Source organism: Noviherbaspirillum malthae (genome assembly GCF_015352985.1).
GTDB classification, from domain to species: Bacteria; Pseudomonadota; Gammaproteobacteria; order Burkholderiales; family Burkholderiaceae_D; genus Noviherbaspirillum; species Noviherbaspirillum malthae.
In genome coordinates, this window is the sequence record NZ_JACYXF010000001.1 from 659517 (window position 1) to 675850 (window position 16334).

Below are 16334 nucleotides of genomic sequence, written 5' to 3' on the forward strand. Positions count from 1 at the left end.
CTCTAGTCTTAAAAGCGGAGATCGCTCCCTTCTCCCGCAGGCGGGAGAAGGGTTGGGGATGAGGGGGATTGCCAAGACCTCCGGCTGTCGTATGAACCGTCCTTACCCCCTGGCCCCTCTCCGCCTGCGGGAGAGGGGGAGGAAGGTTTCCGCGGCAAACAACGTCGTTAGCTTGGTAGCCAGCCAGAAAAACCTTCTAACCCCTCCCCAACTCCCGCTCCAGAAACCGCAGTACCTCCACATCCCCCATCGACGCCACATTCACCCGCATCCTCGTCGAAGGCAGCTGGCTAGGCGAAAACAAGCTCCCCGGCGCCAGCAGTATGCCTTCGGACATCGCTTTCTCAGTCAGGACATTGGTGTCGCGGCCCGCATCCGCCCACAGGAACATGCCGGCCGGCGTGCTGATGTCGATGGTCAGCCCGACCCGCTCCAGCTGCTTGATCATCTTGTCGCGCGTGCCGTCGAGCTTGCCGCGCAGGCGGTCGACATGCTTGCGGTAATGGCCTTCGGACAAAATCTTGTAGACGATGCGTTCGCCGAGGTCGGAGGTGGTGAGAGTCGAGAGCATCTTGCGGTCCGACAGCCGCTTGGCCATGTCTTCGGTGGTGGCGATGAAACCGACCCGCAGGTTGGCGGCCAGGGTCTTGGAAAAGCCGCCGAGGTAGATCACGCGGTTGAGCTGGTCGAGCGAGGCGATGCGGGTTGCCGGCTGGACCGAGCTGCCGGGATGCAGGTCGCAGTAGATATCGTCCTCGACGATGGTGAAATCGTGCTGCTCGGCGATCTTCAGGATCTGGAAAGCCTTGGCGGCCGACAGCGAGGTCGAGGTTGGATTGTGCAGCACGGAATTGATCACGTAGAACTTCGGCTTGTGCAGCGCTGCGAGTTCGCTCAGCCTGGCGATGTCCGGTCCGTCGGGCAGGCGGGGGATGCCGATCACGTTGGCGCCGAGCGTGGCGAAGGAGCCGAACATCAGGAACCAGGCCGGGTCGTCGACGAAGATCGTGTCGCCCGGACGGGTGAAATGCCGGGCCACGATATCCAGCCCCTGGGTGATGCCGGAAGTGGTCACGATCTGTTCCGGCGTGGCGGCGATTTCCAGTTCGGCCAGCTTGAGCTGCAGCTGCTGGCGCAGCGGCAGGAAGCCTTGCGGATTGCCGTACTGCAGAAGCTGGCTCTGGTTCTGCCGGCTGATCGCCCGCAAGCCGTTGGCGATCAGTTCGCCGTCCAGCCAGTCGTTCGGCAGCAGGCCGGAACCCGGCGTGCGGTGCGCCGGATACTGGCGGAACATGTTGCGCACCAGCCAGACCACGTCGAGCCGCTGCGGCGGGACTTCCTCGGAGCGGACATTGCCGGCGGCCGTCATCATCGGCGCGCGCTCGCGCACATAGAAGCCGGAGCCGCGCCGCGATTCCAGGAAGCCCTGCGCCACCAGCCTGTCATAGGCTTCCACCACCGTAAAGCGCGACACGCGGTGGGTTTCCGCGAACTGCCGGATCGACGGCATGCGCGCGCCGCTGCGCAGCAGTTTGTCGTCGATGCGCGCCTGTATCGAACGGACGATCTGGTCGACCAGCGATTCGCCGGCCTCCCTGGAGAGAACCGGGGCGGCGGCAAGACTGAGGGCGGCTGCCTTCGCATAGCGTGCTGTATTGGTCATTTTGCCGTGACAGTGGTCAGAATTATTTAAAAAAGTGTACTGGTACTGTATTGGTTTTGTCGATTAGCATAGTCCAACATTCAAACCGAATCAACTTGAAAGGCCGCCATGATGTCTTCCCTTCCCGCGCTCGAACAGCTTGAAGCCGCAGCCGGCACCGTTTATCGCGCCATGCCGGCCACGCCCCAGTACAGCTGGCCGCTGCTCAACGAGGCGCTGGGAACCGAAGTCTGGGTCAAGCACGAGAACCATACGCCGACCGGCGCCTTCAAGGTACGCGGCGGCCTGGTCTACATGGAGGCGCTGGCCCGGCGCGCGCCCGGCATCGCCGGCGTGATATCGGCAACGCGCGGCAACCATGGCCAGTCGGTCGGATTTGCCGCACGCAGGCAGGGCATGCAGGCGACCATCGTGGTCCCGCACGGCAATAGCCGGGAAAAGAATGCGGCGATGCGCGCCCTTGGCGTCAACCTCGTCGAACACGGCGGCGAATTCCAGGAAAGCCGCGAACATGCGATCCGGCTCGCCGAGGAGCGCCGCCTGCACATGATTCCCTCCTGCCATCCCGACCTGGTGAGCGGCGTGGCCACCTACTGGATGGAACTGTTCACCGCCCAACCTGACCTGGACATCGTGTTCGTGCCGATCGGGCAGGGTTCGGGCATCTGCGGCGCGATCGCCGCCCGCCGCGCGCTGGGCCGGCCGCTGCGCATCGTCGGCGTGGTGTCTGCCCATGCGCTGGCCTACAAGCTGTCGTTCGAACAGAAGCGCAAGCTCGAATCGCCCGTCACCACCGTGACCGCCGACGGCATGGCCTGCCGCGTGCCCGACGACTGGTCGCTGGAAATCATCATGAAATACGCGGACGACGTCGTTGCCGTCAGCGACGAGGAAGTCGAAGCGGCCATGCGCCTCTATTACGTCGCCACGCATAACGTTGCCGAGGGCGCGGGTGCTGCGGGACTCGCCGCGGCGATGCAGCAGAAGGACCGGCTGGCGGGACTCAAGGTCGGCGTGCCGCTCGGCGGCGGCAATGTCGACCACGACCAGTTCGCGCGCATCCTGACGGCGCATTCCGGCAATCAGCCGCTCTGTTAAAGAGTAAAGGACCCATCATGGAATCGCTGCTGCCACTGGCCTTGTTCGCATTCGTTTCATCCATCACGCCCGGCCCCAACAACATCATGCTGACCTCGTCCGGCATCCTGTTCGGTTTCCTGCGCTCGATCCCGCACATGCTCGGCATCACGGTCGGCTTCGGCGCCATGCTGGCGCTGTGCGCGGCCGGCATCGGCAGCCTCGTTCTCGCCGTGCCGGCGATTCATGTCGTGCTGAAGGTGATCGGCTCGGCCTACCTCGTCTATCTTGCCTGGAAATTGCGCAGCATGGCGTTTCGACAGGAGGAGCAGTCCCATGCGCGGCCGATGTCCTTCCTCGGCGCCGCGCTGTTCCAGTTCGCCAACCCCAAGGCCTGGGTGATGGCGGTCACGGGCGCCTCGGCCTTCCTGCCGCTGCTGCAGCCGGCCTGGCTTGCGGTTGCCGTATTCTGCATCGTTTTCTGCGCGGTCAACCTGCCGTGCATCGGCCTGTGGGCCGGCACCGGCGCCGTGCTGCGGCGCTACCTGTCGCAGCCGCGCTGGCAGCGCCTGTTCTGCGGCATCATGGTGCTGCTGACCTTGTATTCGGCCGTCGCAATCTGGCTTTAGGGAGAACACATGAACACGAACATGAACGCAAGCATGACCCAGGAAAGCCGCGGCATGTGGCTCGGGCTGGTCGGCGTGGGCATCTTCAGCCTGACGCTGCCTTTCACCCGCATGGCGGTGGCCGAACTCGATCCGGTGCTGGTGGCGCTCGGCCGCGCGGTGGTCGCCGCCATCGGCTCTGCGGCGCTGCTCTGGTGGATGGGGGCGCCGCGTCCGACACCGAGGCAGTGGCGCGCGCTGGCCGTGACCGCCCTCGGCGTAGTCGTCGGCTTCCCGGTATTTTCCTCGATCGCCATGCGCTACGTTCCCGCATCGCATGGCGCCGTGGTGATCGGCATCCTGCCGCTGGCCACCGCGCTGTTCGGCGCGCTGCGTTTCGGCGAACGTCCTTCCACCGGCTTCTGGGCCGCGGCCGTCGCCGGCAGCGCGCTGGTGATCGGATTTGCGCTGTGGCAAGGCGGCGGAGAGTTTCACATGGCCGACTTCGCGCTGTTCGCCGCCGTGGTCGCCGCAGCCATGGGCTATGCCGAGGGCGGCCGCCTGTCGCAGGACATGGGCGGGCAGCAGGTGATCTGCTGGGCGCTGGTGCTGTCGATGCCGGTGCTGCTGCCCGTCACGCTGTGGCTGTGCTGGAACCATGGCCTGGAAGCATCGCCGCGCGCCTGGATAGGATTCGGCTATGTGTCCTTATTTTCGATGTTTATTGGGTTTTTCTTTTGGTATAAAGGTCTCGCGCTCGGCGGCATCGCACGCGTCGGGCAGGTGCAGCTGCTGCAGCCCTTCATGACGCTCATCGGCGCCTCGCTGATCCTCGGCGAATCATTGGACCCGCGCAACATTCTGTTCGCGCTGGCGGTGATCGCGGTGGTTGCCGTCGGCAGGCGCATGAGCATACGGCGCTGAGCGGCTGACCGGTAAAATGAGCGCCTCACCTCACTACCATTGGAGTCCATCGTGTCCTTTTACGACAAACTGAAAGCCCTCAACATCGAACTGCCCGCCGTCGCCGCGCCCGCCGCCGCCTACGTGATGTTTGCGCAGACCGGCAATACCGTCTATCTGTCCGGCCACATCGCCAAGAAGGACGGCAAGCCTTGGGTCGGCCAGCTCGGCAAGAACATGACGACCGACGAAGGCAAGCAGGCCGCGCGCGCCGTCGCCGTCGACCTGATGGCCACGCTGCAGGCAGCCTGCGGCGGCGACCTCAACCGCGTCAAGCGCATCGTCAAGGTGATGAGCCTGGTGAACTCGACATCGGAATTCACCGAGCAGCATCTCGTCACCAACGGCGCGTCCGAACTCCTCGGCGAAGTCTTCGGCGAACAGGGCAAGCATGCCCGTTCCGCATTCGGCGTTGCGCAGATCCCGCTCGGAGCCTGCGTCGAGATCGAGCTGATTGCCGAACTCGCTTAAACCTTCACTCACGACACCGACATGATCCAGCGCCGCTTCAAACAGGTCGACGTATTCACCACCGTGCCTTACCAGGGCAATCCGGTCGCCGTGGTGCTCGACGGCGACGGCCTGACCACCGAGCAGATGCAAGCTATCGCGCGCTGGACCAATCTGTCGGAAACCACCTTCGTCTGCGCGCCGACGCTGCCGCAGGCCGATTACCTTCTCCGCATCTTCTGCCCGGGCAGCGAGCTTCCCTTTGCCGGGCATCCGACCATCGGCAGCGCGCATGCGATGCTGACGTCAGGCTATGCTCCGAGGCGACCCGGCGAGCTGGTCCAGGAATGCGGCGTCGGCCTGGTGCGTCTCCGCACCGGCGATGACGGCATCTCGCTCCCCCTGCCGCAGGCGCGCATGCGGCAAGCGCAAGACAGTGTGCGGACGGCAGTCGAACAGGCGATCGGCGCGCCGCTGCTCGAAGCGCCCGTCGCGGTCGATCTCGGCATCGTCTGGCTGACGGGGCAGGTCGCCAGCGGTGAACTGCTGCGCTCCCTGAAGCCGTCGATGGATGGCATTGCGGCTGCGGCACGGCAGATCGGCACCAATGGCATCACGTTGTTCGGCATGGATGGCGATACGCCGGAAGTGCGCTCCTTCGCGCCGCATGAAGGCACACCGGAAGATCCGGTGTGCGGCAGCGGCAACGGCGCGGTGGCGTTCTACCTGCGCGAGCGCCGCGGTGCTCGCGACTACCGCGCTCGCCAGGGGCGCTGCCTGGGACGGGACGGACATATCCGCGTGTCGCATGACGGCGAGACCATCTGGCTCGGCGGGCAGGCGGTCAGTTGTATTGAAGGCAGCATCGTTGCTTGAAAAAGAGGCAAGCCGAAGTAAAGGCAGTACGGTTTAATTGAAATGAACACCGCCCATTCGGGCCGCATGCACTACAATTCTCAGTTCCGGCCGGCGTCTACCCGATGCCGGTTTGATAAAAGTCCGCCACAAGCGGGTCTTGATAAAGGCGAATGTGTGTACGGTAAATGCGAGCGCCATTTGCCATCAACCTAGTGAGACAAGTATGAAAATGGAAAACCCGACCCCGATCCAATGGCAATTCTCCGAGCGCGCTGAACAGCTGCAGAGCTCGGCCATCCGAGAAATCCTGAAGGTGACCGCGCGTCCCGAGGTGATCTCCTTCGCGGGCGGCTTGCCTTCGCCTGAAACCTTCCCGGTCGAGCGCATGCGTACCGTTTTCGACAGCGTCCTGTCGAAGCAGGGCAAGGTGGCGTTGCAGTACGGCCCGACCGACGGCTATCTGCCGCTGCGCCAGTGGATTGCCGATTCCTTGTCCACCGATGGCGCCAAGATCATTCCCGAACAAGTGCTGATGGTGTCCGGTTCGCAGCAGGGCCTCGATCTGCTGGCCAAGGTGCTGGTCGATGAAGGAAGCCGCGTGCTGGTCGAGACGCCGAGCTACCTGGGCGCCTTGCAGGCCTTCTCCGTCTACCGCCCCGAATTCGTGTCGGTGCCCTCCGATGAAAACGGCATCCAGCCGGAACAGGTCCCCGGCCTCGCGCAGGGTGCGCGCCTGCTGTACGCATTGCCCAATTTCCAGAACCCGACCGGCCGCACCATGCCGATCGAGCGCCGCATCGCGCTGGTCGAAGCCTGCGCACGCCTCGGCCTGCCGCTGATCGAAGACGATCCCTACGGCGCGCTCAGCTACCGCGGCGAGCCGCTGCAGAAGCTGCTGACGATGAACCCGAACGGCGTGATCTACATGGGCTCCTTCTCCAAGGTGCTGACGCCCGGCATCCGCCTCGGCTACGTGGTCGCGCCGGTGCCGCTGATCCGCAAGATGGAGCAGGCCAAGCAGGCCGCCGACCTGCATACCGCGACGCTGACGCAGATGGTGGTCTATGAAGCGATCAAGGACGGCTTCCTCACCGAGCACATCCCGACCATCCGCAAGCTGTACGCCGACCAGTGCCAGGCGATGCTGGATGCGCTGACCGAGTTCTTCCCGTCTTCGGTGACATGGACGCGTCCGGAAGGCGGCATGTTCATCTGGGTGACGCTGCCCAAGCATATCGACAGCATGAAGCTGCTCGACGAATCGATCGAACAATTGGTCGCCTTCGTGCCGGGCGCGCCGTTCTACGCGAACGCGCCGGAGCAGAACACGCTGCGCCTCTCCTTTGTGACGGTGCCGCCGGCGAAGATCCGCGAAGGCGTGGAGAAACTCGGCAAGCTGATCGCTGCGAAGCTTTGATTTGCACTGGCGGGTGGTGCAGGCACGACAGCCTGCACGACTTGTCGGCCCGATGTGATGCAGATGTGAAAGCGCCCCGGTTCTCGGGGCGTTTTGCTTTTCGTCGAAGGTTTGACTATGAAAAACGGGCGTCTTCCCGCAAGAGAAGACGCCCGTTGGCGTATGGAAGCCCTGCGTGTTTACTGATTCGACGCCAACGCCGCAGGCTTGATCCTCGTTCCCTCCAGGCTCTTGCCCTTGCGCGCCCGCTTGCCGATATGCGGCGCCAGAGCGGATGCCGACAGGCTGAGTTCCTGCGCCTTGCCGCCGCGCCCCATGCCGAGCACGGTCACGCCTTTCTGGCTGATCGGCTGGGCCGCCAGCAATTTCTCGTTGGGCTCCAGCTCCATCAGAATCACGCCGCGTCCGCCGCCCGGCTGGTTCTTGATTTCATCCATCCCGAACACCAGCAGGCGTCCTTTCTCGGACAAACAGGCAAGCGCGCTGGCATTGCTTTCCACCACGCGCGGGGCAACCGGTTCGTCGCCGGCGTCGAGCGTCAGGAAGGCCTTGCCCGCCTTGATGCGGCTGACCATGTCGCCGGCCTTGGCGGTAAAGCCGTAAGCCGCGGTCGATGCGATCAGCAGCGTGGTGTCGGCCGGACCGGCGAAGTAATGCAGCAGGCGCGAGCCGCTGGCCAGCTCGATCAGCGTCGTTACCGGCACGCCGTCGCCGCGCGCACCCGGCAGCGAAGTGACCGGCACCGAGTAGATGCGGCCGTTGGAGCCGAAGGCGAGCAGGGTGTCGACGGTGCGGCATTCGAAGGTGCCGTACAGGCTGTCGCCCGCCTTGAAGGTGAACTGCGACGCATCATGGCCATGGCCGCCGCGAGCGCGTACCCAGCCTTTCTGGGAAATTACCACCGTCACCGGCTCGTCGATCACCTTCTGCTCGACGCTGGCGCGCTCGGCTTCCTTGATCAGCGTGCGGCGCGCATCGCCGAACTGCTTGGCATCGGCTTCGATTTCCTTGATCACCAGCCTCTTCATCGAAGCCGGGTTGTCGAGCAGATCGTGCAGCGTGGTCTTTTCCTTGCGCAGCTCGGCCAGTTCCTGCTGGATCTTGATCGCTTCCAGTCGCGCCAGCTGGCGCAGGCGGATTTCAAGGATGTCCTCGGCCTGGCGGTCGGACAGCTTGAAGGCCTGCATCAGCGCCGGCTTCGGTTCGTCCGATTCGCGGATGATCCTGATCACCTTGTCGATGTTGAGCAGCACCGCCTCGCGGCCTTCCAGGATATGGATGCGGTCGTCGACCTTGCGCAGTCGGAACTGGGTGCGCCGGGTAATGGTCGCGAAGCGGAAGTCGATCCATTCGCGCAGGATGTGGCCGAGGCCCTTCTGGCGCGGACGGCCGTCGCCGCCGATCATCACCAGGTTGATCGAGCTGCCGCTCTCCAGCGAGGTATGGGCCAGCAGGATGTTCATGAACTCCGTCTGGTCCTGGTTCTTCGATTTCGGCTCGAACACCAGGCGCACCGGCGCATCCTTGCCGGATTCGTCGCGCACCGTATCCAGCACGCCCAGCACCATCTGCTTCAGCGCCAGCTGGTCGGGCAGCAGCGATTTCTTGCCGGCCTTGACCTTGGGATTGGTGAGCTCTTCGATTTCCTCGAGCACCTTCTGCGCCGACGTGCCAGGCGGCAGTTCGGTGACGACCGCCTGCCACTGGCCGCGGGCCATGTCTTCGATCTTCCAGCGGGCGCGCACCTTCAGCGTGCCGCGGCCGCCTTCATACATTTCCGAGATGGCCGAGGTCGGGGTGATGATCTGGCCGCCACCCGGGAAGTCGGGGCCGGGGATCAGCTCCATCAGTTCCGCATGCGTGATCTTCGGATTGCGGATCATCGCCACCGCCGCCTTCGCCACTTCGCTCAGGTTGTGGGAGGGGATTTCCGTCGCCAGGCCAACCGCAATACCGGAAGCGCCGTTGAGCAGCACGAAGGGCAGGCGCGCCGGCAGCAGCTTCGGCTCTTCCGAGGTGCCGTCATAGTTGGCTGCGAAATCGACGGTACCCATGTCGATCTCGTCGAGCAGCAGGCGCGAGATCGGCGTCAGGCGGGCTTCGGTGTAGCGCATCGCCGCCGCGCCGTCGCCGTCGCGGGAGCCGAAGTTGCCCTGGCCGTCGATCAGCGGATAGCGCAGCGAGAACGACTGCGCCATGCGCACCAGCGCGTCGTAGACCGACTGGTCGCCGTGCGGATGCAGCTTGCCAAGCACGTCGCCGACCACGGCCGCCGACTTGCGCGGCTTGGCGGTGGCGTTCAGGCCGAGTTCATGCATCGCATACAGGATGCGGCGCTGCACCGGTTTCTGGCCGTCGCTGACATCGGGCAGGGCACGGCCCTTGACCACCGAGATCGCGTAATCGAGATAGGCGCGTTCGGCAAACGTCGCCAGCGTCAGCGCTTCGCCGTCGCCGGAGGGCATGTTTTCAAACAGGTTCGCTTGTTCTGTCATCGTGGTTCTTGAGTCACTCTAGTACGGACGCCGGCATGTTGCGGCGCCCGGGAATCGTCATGTGAATGCGTTTTGCGGTACTTATCTCGCTTTCCAGTGCCGCGACCGTCAGCGCTTGCGCCGCCGGCTTGTAGATCTGATAGAACTGCTTGACGATCTGCACGTAATTGCGCGTTTCCGCATAGGGCGGAATGCTGTTCCGGTACTTCTGCACCGCGCCTTCGCCGGCGTTGTAGGAAGCGATCACCAGTTCAGGCCGCGACGGGAACAGCTTGTGCAGATCACGCAGGTAGCGCGCCGCCAGCCGGATATTGATTTTTGGGTCGGTCAGCTTCTGCTCCAGCGAGCGCTTGCGGTCGCCCTGCAGACCGTAACGGGCAGCGGTGGCCGGCATGATCTGCATCAGGCCGATCGCGCCCTTCGGCGATACCGCATTCGGATTGAAACCCGACTCCGCAGCCATCACCGCCTTCAGCAGTGCCGGGTCAATGGCGAATTCCTCTGCCGCGGCTGCCAGCAGAGATTCGACCTTCGCCAAGCCGGGATGGCGGGAAAGGTAACGCGACAGGGGCGTGTCGCTGTTCTCCGTTGCCGTTGCCGTTGCCTGGGGCGCGAGCCGCGCGGAATCGAAGGCGACATTCCCGCGCTGGAACAGCTGATAGCGCTCGTCGAGCTTTTCGGTGGAAAAGTGCGCAATACCGTCCGCATCGACGTAGCCGTAGATGTCCGCCCTGGCCGGTGATACGGCAAGGGCGGCGCATAGTGCGGCAAAAGCGGCGATGGCGGCGGCCGGTCTTTTCATGCGTCTCCGTTCAGATATCGGCTTCCGCCTCGTTGCCGTGCTCTTCCAGCCAGGCGCGGCGCGCAGCAGCCTCGCCTTTGCCCATCAGCATGTTGAAGCGCGATTCCGATGAGGCAAGGTCGAAGTCTCCCAGAGACACCGGCAGCAGGCGGCGGGTATCCGGATTCATCGTGGTTTCCCACAGCTGCTCGGCATTCATCTCGCCCAGGCCCTTGAAGCGGGAAATGCTCCAGGCGCCGTCCTTCAGCCCGTCTTTTCGCAATTTGTCCTCGATGGCTTCCAGCTCGCCGTCGTCCAGCGCATAGAGCTTCTGCGCCTGCTTCTTGCCGCGCGCCGGGGCATCGACCCGGTACAGCGGCGGTCGCGCGACGCAGATGTGGCCGCGCGCCATGAGCTGAGGGAAATGCTTGAAGAACAGCGTCAGCAGCAGCACCTGGATGTGCGAGCCGTCGACGTCCGCATCGGACAGGATGCAGATCTTGCCGTAGCGCAGGCCGGACAGGTCGGGCGTGTCGTTCGGGCCGTGCGGATCGACGCCGATCGCCACCGCGATGTCATGGATCTCGTTGTTGGCGAACAGGCGGTCGCGCTCGGTTTCCCAAGAGTTGAGCACCTTGCCGCGCAGCGGCAGGATGGCCTGGAATTCCTTGTCGCGGCCCATCTTGGCCGAACCGCCGGCGGAGTCGCCCTCGACCAGGAACAGTTCGTTGCGGGTCACGTCATCGGACTCGCAGTCGGTCAGCTTGCCTGGCAGCACCGCTACGCCGGACGACTTCTTCTTCTCGACCTTCTGCGCCGAACGCAGGCGCGACTGCGCCTGCTTGATCACGAGTTCCGCCAGTTTCTTGCCGTAGTCGACATGGTGGTGCAGCCACAATTCCAGCGCCGGCTTGGTGTAGGTGGAAACCAGGCGCACCGCGTCGCGCGAATTCAGGCGCTCCTTGATCTGGCCCTGGAACTGCGGGTCGAGCACCTTGGCCGACAGCACGAAGGACACGCGGGCGAACACGTCTTCCGGCAGCAGCTTGACGCCCTTGGGCAGCAGCGCATGCATTTCGACGAAGCTCTTGACTGCGCTGAACAGGCCTTCGCGCAGGCCGGCTTCGTGCGTGCCGCCGGCCGGGGTCGGAATCAGGTTGACATAGGATTCCCGCACCACGTTGCCTTCCTCGGTCCAGGCGACGACCCAGGCCGCGCCTTCGCCCTCGGCGAAGCCTTCGGTATCGGCGCCGGCGTACTGCTGGCCTTCGAACAGCGGAATCAGTGGATCGGCGTGCGACGCCTGGGCCAGCGATTCGATCAGGTAGCCGCGCAGGCCCTGGTCGTACTGCCAGGTCTGGGTATCGCCGTTCTTCTCGTTGACCAGCGTGACCTTCACGCCCGGCAGCAGCACCGCCTTGGAACGCAGCAGGCGCTGCAGTTCGCCCATGGGGATGGCGGAAGAATCGAAATACTTGGCATTGGGCCAGACGGTGACGCGGGTGCCCGACTTCTTTTCATCCCGGGCGAGCGGACGCGACTTCAGCTTCTGCACGACGTCGCCGTCGGCGAACACGATCTGGTGAAAGCCGCCTTCGCGCCACACCGAAATTTCGAGGCGGGAGGAGAGCGCATTGGTGACCGACACGCCCACGCCGTGCAGGCCGCCGGAGAAGGAGTAAGCGCCGCCCGAACCCTTGTCGAACTTGCCGCCCGCATGCAGGCGGGTGAAGACGATTTCCACCGTCGGCACTTTCTCTTCGGGATGCAGGCCGACCGGAATGCCGCGGCCGTCGTCCTCGACGCTGATGCTGCCGTCGGTGTTGAGCGTGACGATAATGTTCTTGCCGTAGCCGCCGAGCGCTTCGTCGGAAGCATTGTCGATGACTTCCTGGATGATGTGCAGCGGGTTTTCGGTGCGGGTGTACATGCCCGGCCGCTGCTTCACCGGCTCCAGGCCTTTCAGGACCCGGATGGACGATTCGCTGTAATCGGACACGGAGGTTTTTTTAGTGGCCATGCAATGAAGACATCAAAAAAGGGGAATTGCCAAAGGGAAGGTATTTAAACATAAGTCCCCCAGCATTCTAATGAAAATTGAAGGCGGCGAGGGGCCTGGTGCACGCAGGCCTTCGAGGAGCCAGCCTACGGTATGTGGGGATAATTCCCTCTTATGCAACCTGAAACGGGCATCCTTTGTCAGGCAGTTTGTTGCAACGCTGCCAACAGCTCAGCCTCGGCAGCGCCACCCGGGTGCGGACCTGAAAAGGCAGGCAAAAATTCCTTGAAAACGACAGCAAACGGATCAGGTATTGCGTTATGGAAAAATATTTATAAAATGCAACTCCATGTCCGCTCAACTATTTCCATTCGCCGTACGCTTGCTGGGATTCGGTCCGCAGGAAGCCGCTGCCTTCGATGCCGCCTTCGCGGCCAGGCAAGGCCAGGGTTTCGGCTACGTCCGTCTGGAAGACGACAACCTGCAGGACCCCGATCTCCATATCGCAGCAGCCTCCCATCTCGGTGCGCTTGCCGCGCTGGCGCACTGGCGTCCTTCGGAGCTGCGGCCGGCGCTGCTGATTGGGCGTCCGGCTGTTCCGCTCGACTATCCGCGCATCGAGATGCCGGTACTCTGGCCCGACCTGTTCAATGCGCTCGACAGGCTGGTCGAGCGGCGGGCCGATGCCCTGTCCCGCCTCGAAGCGTCGGATGTGGTCACGGTGACGGAGCGCCGGCGGCGCCCGAGGCCGGACATCGATCTCACCGACCCGGCCGACTATGAGAAATTGCGGGGCACGATTCCCGAGAACGGCGCCGTCCTGGTCATCGACAGGAACAGCGCTTCCCGCGATTACCTGGCGGAACTGCTGGCGCGGCAGCGCATTCCGGTCCTGTGGGCCGGCGATGAATCGACGGCAGTCGAACTGTGCAGGACGATCCCGATGGCGGCGGTCCTGATCAATACATCCACTCCCGGCATCGATCCCTACCGCCTGTGCTGGGGAATCAAGGAAAAGAATTCGCCCGTCAGGACGACGGTGATTCTCCTGCTCGGCAATGCATCGGAATACGACAGGCAGCAGGCCCGCTATGTCGGCGTGGAAGGCTTCCTCACCAAGCCGATCGCCAACCACCACCTTGTCACGGTACTGAAGAAATACCTGCCCGACAGCCGCTGAGAGGTAAAGGCTGTCGGTTTCGCAGGCGGAATAGAAGTGCCTACTTGCTCAGCATGCGCATGCCGCGCTCGAGTCCTTCGATGGTGACCGGGAACATGCGGTTGTTCATCAGCTGCCGTATCACCGAGATCGATTGCCGGTACTGCCACAGGCCTTCCGGCTCCGGATTGAGCCAGATGAATTTCGGGAAGGTGCTGGTGAAGCGCTGCAGCCATTCCGCACCGGCTTCCTCGTTGTTGTATTCCACCGATCCGCCCGGCTGCAGGATTTCGTAGGGACTCATGGTCGCATCGCCGACGAAGATCAGCTTGGTGTCCGGCGGATACTTGCGCAGGATGTCCCAGGTCGGGAAGCGCTCCGCATGGCGGCGGCGGTTGTTCTTCCACAGGTAATCGTAGACGCAGTTGTGGAAGTAGAAGAACTCCATGTTCTTGAACTCGGTCTTCGCCGCGGAGAACAGTTCTTCGGTGCGCGCGATGTGGTCGTCCATGGTGCCGCCGACGTCGAGCAGCATCAGCACCTTGATGTTGTTCTTGCGTTCCGGCTGCATCTTGATGTCGAGGTAGCCGGCATTGTTGGCGGTGGCGCGGATGGTATCGTCGAGCGCCAGCTCTTCCTCGGCGCCTTCGCGCGCGAACTTGCGCAGGCGGCGCAGCGCCACCTTGATGTTGCGGGTGCCGAGTTCGCGCTCGTCATCGTAGTCGCGGAAGGAACGGGCTTCCCAGACCTTGACCGCCGTGCGGTTTCCGCCTTCGCCGCCGATGCGGATGCCTTCCGGATTCTGGCCGCCGTTGCCGAAGGGCGAGGTGCCGCCGGTGCCTATCCACTTGCTGCCGCCTTCGTGGCGCTCCTTCTGCTCCTTGAGCAATTCCTTCAAGCGGTCCATCAGCTTGTCGTAGCCGAACTTCTCGATGGCGGCTTTCTGTTCCGGCGTGAGCTCGCGCTCCATGCGCTTCTGCAGCCATTCGAGCGGAATCTCCGGATGTTTCTCGAAGATGGCGTCGATGCCGCGGAAGTAGAGGCCGAAGGCCTTGTCGAACTTGTCGTAGTGCGCCTCGTCCTTGACCAGGGTGGTGCGCGACAGGAAATAGAATTCGTCGAGCGAAGGATTGATGACGCTCTTCTGCATGGCTTCCAGCAGGATCAGGAATTCCTTGATCGAGACAGGAATCTTCGCATCCTTGAGCGTGAAGAAGAAATCAATCAGCATGGTTGTCTCCGCTCGCTGTTGCTATCGTTGTTGCCGTTGCCGTTGCCGTTGCCGCATCGAGCATGAACTGCAGGTTGGTTTTCACGCCCGGCCATTCGCTTTTGATGATGCTGTACACCACCGTGTCGCGAACGCGGCCGTCGGCCATGATCATGTGGTTGCGCAGCAGGCCGTCGCGCTTGGCGCCGAGCCGTTCGATGGCAGCCTGCGAGCGCTTGTTGAACCAGTCGGTGCGGAATTCGACTGCAATGCAGCCGAGCCGCTCGAAGGCATGCCCGAGCAGCAGCAGTTTGCACTCGGTGTTGACGGCGGTGCGCTGCATGCGCTTCGCATACCACGTGCCGCCGATCTCGACGCGGCGGTTGGCCGCATCGATGTTCAGATAGCGCGTTCCGCCGATGACCTTGCCGCTCGCGCTGTCGAGCACCGCGAAGGGAAAGGCCAGTCCGCGCTCGCGCAATGCCAGCAGCTGCGAAATATAGTCGGCCACGCCTTCGGGTTTCGGCACCGTGGTGAAGAACAGTTTCCACAGTTCGCCGTCGCACACAGCTTCCCGGATGCCTGCTTCATGCTGGGGCGACAGCGGCTCCAGCGTGGCATGCCTGCCTTGCAGCGTGACTTGTTCGACGAAACTCATTGGCAGCGGCCCTGTGCCTTGTGTGTCATGTGGCGGGAATCAGCGGTTGGTGCGCGACATGAACACCAGGCGCTCGAACAGGTGCACATCCTGTTCGTTCTTCAGCAGCGCGCCGTGCAGCGGCGGCACGATGTTCTTCGCATCCTTGCTGCGCAGGGCTTCGGCGGGAATATCCTCGGCCAGCAGCAGCTTGAGCCAGTCCAGCAGTTCGGACGTCGACGGCTTCTTCTTCAATCCCGCCACTTCGCGCACTTCATAGAAAGTCTGCAGCGCCTGGGCCAGCAAATCCTTCTTCAGTTGCGGGAAGTGGACGTCGACGATCTGCTCCATCGTGTCCTTGTCGGGGAATTTGATGTAATGGAAGAAGCAGCGGCGCAGGAATGCGTCCGGCAGCTCCTTCTCGTTGTTGGAAGTGATGATGACGAGCGGGCGGTTCTTTGCCTTGACCATCTCGCGTGTCTCATACACATAGAATTCCATGCGGTCGAGTTCGCGCAGCAGGTCGTTGGGGAATTCGATGTCGGCCTTGTCGATCTCGTCGATCAGCAGAACGACCTGCTGGTCCGAGGTGAAGGCCTGCCACAGCACGCCCTTGACGATGTAGTTGTGAATGTCCTTGACGCGCTCGTCGCCCAGCTGCGAATCGCGCAGGCGCGACACCGCATCGTATTCATACAGGCCCTGCTGGGCCTTGGTGGTGGACTTGATGTGCCACTGCAGCAGCGGCATGCCGAGCGCCGCCGCGACTTCCTCGGCCAGCATGGTCTTGCCGGTGCCCGGTTCGCCCTTGATCAGCAGGGGGCGCTGCAGTGTCAGGGCGGCGTTGACTGCCAGTTTCAGATCCTGCGTGGCAACGTAATTCTGGGAACCTTCGAAGCGCGTTTCTTGTCGCATGGCATGTTATTCATCAGGAAGAAGATAGAAACAAGTATAAGCGAGAAACCGCAGCCCGGCAGTCAGCCGGATATAAGGCGCTTTACGGCCTTTTCATTTCAA

At 63.2% G+C, this 16334-nt stretch carries 14 protein-coding genes; 7 read left to right on the forward strand and 7 right to left on the reverse strand.

The features are described 5' to 3' along the window. Window positions 1–196: 196 nt before the first annotated feature. A complete protein-coding gene (locus IGW03_RS03325) occupies window positions 197–1663 on the reverse strand; it encodes an aminotransferase-like domain-containing protein (RefSeq protein WP_194721061.1) in 1467 nt (488 codons plus the stop codon). Window positions 1664–1771: 108 nt separating this feature from the next. Here IGW03_RS03325 and IGW03_RS03330 point away from each other — a divergent pair, with 108 nt between their 5' ends. The 6 genes from IGW03_RS03330 to IGW03_RS03355 all read left to right on the forward strand — a co-directional run bounded on the left by IGW03_RS03330 (window position 1772) and on the right by IGW03_RS03355 (window position 7036). After that, complete coding sequence (locus tag IGW03_RS03330; RefSeq protein WP_194721062.1) at window positions 1772–2761, forward strand: threonine dehydratase; 990 nt, start codon at window positions 1772–1774, stop codon at window positions 2759–2761. Window positions 2762–2778: 17 nt separating this feature from the next. Then, window positions 2779–3369: a LysE family translocator gene (locus IGW03_RS03335; RefSeq protein WP_194721063.1), complete on the forward strand. Its 591-nt coding sequence runs from the start codon at window positions 2779–2781 to the stop codon at window positions 3367–3369. Window positions 3370–3378: 9 nt separating this feature from the next. Further along, the gene (locus tag IGW03_RS03340; protein ID WP_228534930.1) at window positions 3379–4272 is read left to right on the forward strand and encodes a DMT family transporter; all 894 of its coding nucleotides are present in this window, start codon (window positions 3379–3381) and stop codon (window positions 4270–4272) included. 51 nt (window positions 4273–4323) lie between these two features. Beyond that, window positions 4324–4782, forward strand: coding sequence for a RidA family protein (locus tag IGW03_RS03345; RefSeq protein WP_194721064.1), 459 nt, complete (start codon window positions 4324–4326; stop codon window positions 4780–4782). 21 nt (window positions 4783–4803) lie between these two features. Beyond that, window positions 4804–5637: a PhzF family phenazine biosynthesis protein gene (locus IGW03_RS03350; RefSeq protein ID WP_228534933.1), complete on the forward strand. Its 834-nt coding sequence runs from the start codon at window positions 4804–4806 to the stop codon at window positions 5635–5637. A 205-nt stretch (window positions 5638–5842) separates the two neighbouring features. Continuing rightward, the gene (locus tag IGW03_RS03355; RefSeq protein ID WP_194721065.1) at window positions 5843–7036 is read left to right on the forward strand and encodes an aminotransferase-like domain-containing protein; all 1194 of its coding nucleotides are present in this window, start codon (window positions 5843–5845) and stop codon (window positions 7034–7036) included. A 179-nt stretch (window positions 7037–7215) separates the two neighbouring features. On the opposite strand, the gene parC is transcribed toward IGW03_RS03355, so the two are convergent. From parC to IGW03_RS03370, 3 genes are read right to left on the reverse strand one after another with little or no spacing between them, the layout of a single operon-like run. Further along, window positions 7216–9531 (reverse strand): DNA topoisomerase IV subunit A, encoded by a 2316-nt coding sequence (gene parC / locus IGW03_RS03360; RefSeq protein ID WP_194721066.1) that lies wholly within the window; start codon window positions 9529–9531, stop codon window positions 7216–7218. Window positions 9532–9544: 13 nt separating this feature from the next. Beyond that, on the reverse strand, window positions 9545–10333 hold the full coding sequence (locus IGW03_RS03365) for a lytic transglycosylase domain-containing protein (protein ID WP_194721067.1): 789 nt from the start codon (window positions 10331–10333) through the stop codon (window positions 9545–9547). A 10-nt stretch (window positions 10334–10343) separates the two neighbouring features. Then, on the reverse strand, window positions 10344–12332 hold the full coding sequence (locus IGW03_RS03370) for a DNA topoisomerase IV subunit B (RefSeq protein ID WP_194721068.1): 1989 nt from the start codon (window positions 12330–12332) through the stop codon (window positions 10344–10346). Between the two features lie 328 nt (window positions 12333–12660). Here IGW03_RS03370 and IGW03_RS03375 point away from each other — a divergent pair, with 328 nt between their 5' ends. After that, window positions 12661–13491, forward strand: a complete 831-nt coding sequence (locus IGW03_RS03375; protein ID WP_194721069.1) for a response regulator — start codon at window positions 12661–12663, stop codon at window positions 13489–13491. Window positions 13492–13531: 40 nt separating this feature from the next. Here IGW03_RS03375 and IGW03_RS03380 read toward each other — a convergent pair whose 3' ends face one another. The 3 genes from IGW03_RS03380 to IGW03_RS03390 are packed head-to-tail and all read right to left on the reverse strand — an operon-like array spanning window position 13532 to window position 16232. Beyond that, a complete protein-coding gene (locus IGW03_RS03380; protein ID WP_194721070.1) occupies window positions 13532–14701 on the reverse strand; it encodes a vWA domain-containing protein in 1170 nt (389 codons plus the stop codon). Continuing rightward, window positions 14691–15338 carry a GNAT family N-acetyltransferase gene (locus tag IGW03_RS03385; RefSeq protein WP_194721071.1) on the reverse strand — a complete coding sequence of 216 codons (648 nt, stop codon included), beginning with the start codon at window positions 15336–15338 and terminating at the stop codon, window positions 14691–14693. Before IGW03_RS03385 ends, IGW03_RS03380 begins: the two co-directional genes overlap by 11 nt. Window positions 15339–15377: 39 nt before the next feature. Further along, the gene (locus IGW03_RS03390) at window positions 15378–16232 is read right to left on the reverse strand and encodes an AAA family ATPase (RefSeq protein ID WP_194721072.1); all 855 of its coding nucleotides are present in this window, start codon (window positions 16230–16232) and stop codon (window positions 15378–15380) included. Window positions 16233–16334: the final 102 nt, after the last annotated feature.